This window comes from Paenibacillus zanthoxyli JH29, assembly GCF_000520715.1.
Classification (GTDB): domain Bacteria; phylum Bacillota; class Bacilli; order Paenibacillales; family Paenibacillaceae; genus Paenibacillus_AQ; species Paenibacillus_AQ zanthoxyli.
This window is the reverse complement of sequence record NZ_ASSD01000563.1, coordinates 1-3,357: the sequence shown is the minus strand read 5'-3', so window position 1 is coordinate 3,357 and position 3,357 is coordinate 1. Positions and strand designations below refer to the sequence as shown.

Below are 3,357 nucleotides of genomic sequence, written 5' to 3'. Positions count from 1 at the left end.
CCTAGTTAGTGAAACGAGCAGTCGTAGTTTTTTTTCGTTCGGAGCCCGTCCTGCCTGACGCTTCCGCATTTTAGGTCGTCCGGGCGTTTGGATGGCAATCCTGTGCCCCCGCCGCTTCCCGGCTCATCTTCTCCGCCCGGTGATGGAGGAAGTAGTAGAGGATTAGCGCCAGAGCTATAATCATTCCGGCGTTGAAATACATCGCATTGTAAGCCGTATGAGCCGCGACAAAGCCCAGAACATAAGAGCCGAGGCCGAACCCGAGATCGAACAGAACGTAAAAGGTGCTGGTGGCAAGCGCCCGGCGGTGGCTGGGGGCCGCTTGGATGGCTAATGTCTGAAAGCTTGGGAGTATGGCGCCGTAGCCGAGCCCGATCATGCCCGCCGTGGCCAGAAACTCCGGAGCGGAAGACACCTGGCTGAGCCAGAGCATGCCCGCCATGAACAACAGGATGCCCGGGTAGACGAGAACGTGAGCTCCTCTGCGGTCAAACAGCCGGCCGGTAAAGGGCCGGGAGATCAGTACAAGGGCCGCGAATACGATGAAGAAGTAACTGGCGACGTTCCCGAGCCCGATTGATTTGGCATAGACGGAGATGAAGGTCGATAGCGAACTGTAAGCGAAGGCCAGAACGAACCCGGACAGGGACACCGGCAGAGCCTTGAACTCGAAATAACGCTTGATATCCCAGCTGCCAAGCGCCTGCGCCTGGGTCTTGTGGGAAGGAACGGGTGTCAGAATGCCGAAGATGCAGGCGAGCAGGGCGAAGACGCTGACGGTGATGAACAGCATCCGGAAGCCGACGTGATCGGTGACCGTAAGGCCGATGAACGGGCCTATAACCATCGCAAGGCTCATGAACAGGGTGAAATAGCCGATTCCCTCGCCCTTCCGGCGCTCCGGTATGACGTCAAGTACGATGGCCGAGGTAGCCGTGGCAGCAACGCCGTAAGCGAATCCGTGAATACAGCGCAGCAGCAGAAGGGCGGCATAGCCTTGAATGAACAGATACAGCACGGAGCAGGCGGCAAACAGCAGAAGCGAGCCAACCATAAGCGCTTTGCGGTTAACCTCGTCAAGCCATCTTCCTGTAAGCGGCCGAATGATAACCGCGGCAATGACGAATAGGGTTGTGACCAATCCGATATTTTGCTTGTTCCCGTGTAGATCTTCCAGAACGAACGCGGGCAGCGTCACCATTAGAATATAAAAGGTCATGAAAATGAAAAAACTGCTAAAGCAGATAGTCAAAAAATGACGGTTCCATAAACGTTCCTCATTCTCCAAATCCGATCTCTTCTTTCTATAAGAATTGTAGTAACAATACTCTCTGTATCAATTATGTCAGCAGCGTCAGTGGACTGGCAAGCAAAAAAGTAGTTGACCTTGACACTGGTGTCAGGGTCTATAATGAACTTAAACATTCTCATAATCCGGAGAGAAATGCTATGAAAATAGGCGAGCTTGCCAAACGGACGGGCGTTAGCGTCCGGTCGCTTCGATATTACGAGTCACAAGGTTTGATTTCGCCGGTCCGTCTGGCCAACGGCTACCGCGAATATTCTCCGCTTGCCGCGGAGACGGTGAAGACGATCAAGCTGTACTTAAACTTAGGACTGACGACAGAGGAAATCGCGGGTTTTTTACACTGTGTGTTGAAGAACAAGGAGGCTTTTTGCGCCGAGGTGATGCCGCTGTATGAATCCAAGCTGGAGGAGATTGAACGTCAGCTGCATCAGTTGACTCAGATCAAGCTTAATTTGGAGGAAAGAATGGCTTCCATCCGCCGGGAGCGGGAAGGGTCCGGCGCTAAAGCTCAAACTAAAGCAGGAGAGGAATGATTCTAATGGCGATTAAACATGCGGAAACACCTGAGGGTCTGAGGGAAGAGGTAGCGGGGGGCGGTCTGGTGCTTGTCGATTACGGAGCGGCATGGTGCCCGCCTTGCAGGAATCTGCTGCCGATATTGGATGAACTGGAACGGGATTACGGAGACGCGGTATCCGTTGTGAAGGTTGACTGCGACGAGCTGCCCGAGCTGGCTGAGGAAGCCGGCGTCATGAGTATGCCGACTGTAATCGTCTATAAGGGCGGACAGCCGGTAGAGAAGCTGGTCGGCCTAAGCCCGAAATCGGTATATACGGGCGTTCTGAGCAGACATCTATCATAATTAAGCGAAGCGAAGGCTCGCGGACTAATGGCCGGTTGGTCATCCGCGAGTTTTTTTCATTAGCCCTCATGATTCAACCCCGCGATTACACTATGGGGCATCCGACACGTCTACAACCGTGTTCCGGCGAACCGCATCCTCCAGCTCGGCTTGAAGACCTTCCATAAAGGTATTCCACGTTGCACGGCTCGCGTCCAGCTCCTTGCGGCCGATGTCTTCCATGGTATCCAGCCATACCCGCTTATCGGTGATGTCTCCAAGCTCCGACTGAATCTCTTTGTAAATCGCTTCATTCGCGTGAAACTTCTGGTCCAGCGCAAAGGCTGCCGCGTTTGCGGTATAACGGATACGCTTGGCCGATATCCGCAGCTTATGAAGTTCATCCAGAGCCTTCCGGGAACCGGGGGGTTCTTGCTTGAACATTTCCTTGCACCGCTGCTTTTGCTGCTCGAAAGCGACCTCAAGCTCGCGCATCGTAATATTGACGTTGATATCAGCAACAAGAGTTGGCAGCCGTACCTTCATAAATTCATCCCATTTGCTCTGCAGCACCCCATTCATCAGCGCAGGCAGCGTATCCGCCAGCTTCGCGCGCTGCTGTCTCCGCCTTGCTTTCTGATGCCGGATCACCGCCCTCAGCAGCTGGGCGGCCTTCTTGTCGCCGCCCAGCTTGGCCGATTTGCGTCTTTCCTTGAAGGACTGAATGAGCACATCGGCGTCTCTTACCTTGCCCAGCCGCTTCTGGGCCTGCTTGAACATGGCGTAAAGGCCGGAGGAATGTCCGGGGTCCAGTACCGACAGAAGCGTCAGCAGCTTGCGGCTGCTTACCCTCGCCTGATGAACGGCCTCATCGTCAAAGTCCTTTAGCGCCTCTGTTCCGTAATCCATAAAGCTTGTGTACAGCTTCGTCATTGCCTGCTCCCATTGCTGCGCTCCGCTTGTTTCGGAACTATGGGCCGCTATATCTGTTGTCATTCGTCATCACTCCCAAATTAGGATCGCCTCAGGGACCGTTCTGTGGAAATTGAATCCAAGCAGTAATGATAGCGCAACCATTTATATATTTAGAGCGTCTTAAATTTTGAATAGCTATAGTGTCGCAGTCCCCCACCTCCAAGCCAACAGTGAAGGTGGGGGTTAGGCACTTCGGCTTAACAAACATATGTTCTTGTGTTATGCTGGATCC

Annotated in this window: 4 protein-coding genes; 2 read left to right on the top strand and 2 right to left on the bottom strand. The window is 53.6% G+C overall.

Going from position 1 to position 3,357, the window contains the following annotated elements; translation table 11 throughout:
• Positions 1–70 precede the first annotated feature (70 nt).
• Positions 71–1,288 (bottom strand): MFS transporter, encoded by a 1,218-nt coding sequence (locus L691_RS0122100; RefSeq protein ID WP_025692484.1) that lies wholly within the window; start codon positions 1,286–1,288, stop codon positions 71–73.
• A 161-nt stretch (positions 1,289–1,449) separates the two neighbouring features.
• On the opposite strand from L691_RS0122100, the gene L691_RS0122095 reads away from it, so the two are divergent.
• Together L691_RS0122095 and L691_RS0122090 are read left to right on the top strand one after the other, a co-directional pair.
• Complete coding sequence (locus L691_RS0122095) at positions 1,450–1,842, top strand: MerR family transcriptional regulator (RefSeq protein WP_025692483.1); 393 nt, start codon at positions 1,450–1,452, stop codon at positions 1,840–1,842.
• Between the two features lie 5 nt (positions 1,843–1,847).
• On the top strand, positions 1,848–2,171 hold the full coding sequence (locus L691_RS0122090) for a thioredoxin family protein (protein ID WP_025692482.1): 324 nt from the start codon (positions 1,848–1,850) through the stop codon (positions 2,169–2,171).
• A 90-nt stretch (positions 2,172–2,261) separates the two neighbouring features.
• Here the strand turns inward: L691_RS0122090 and L691_RS0122085 are convergent, their stop codons facing one another.
• Positions 2,262–3,146 (bottom strand): CHAD domain-containing protein, encoded by an 885-nt coding sequence (locus L691_RS0122085; RefSeq protein ID WP_025692481.1) that lies wholly within the window; start codon positions 3,144–3,146, stop codon positions 2,262–2,264.
• Positions 3,147–3,357 lie beyond the last annotated feature (211 nt).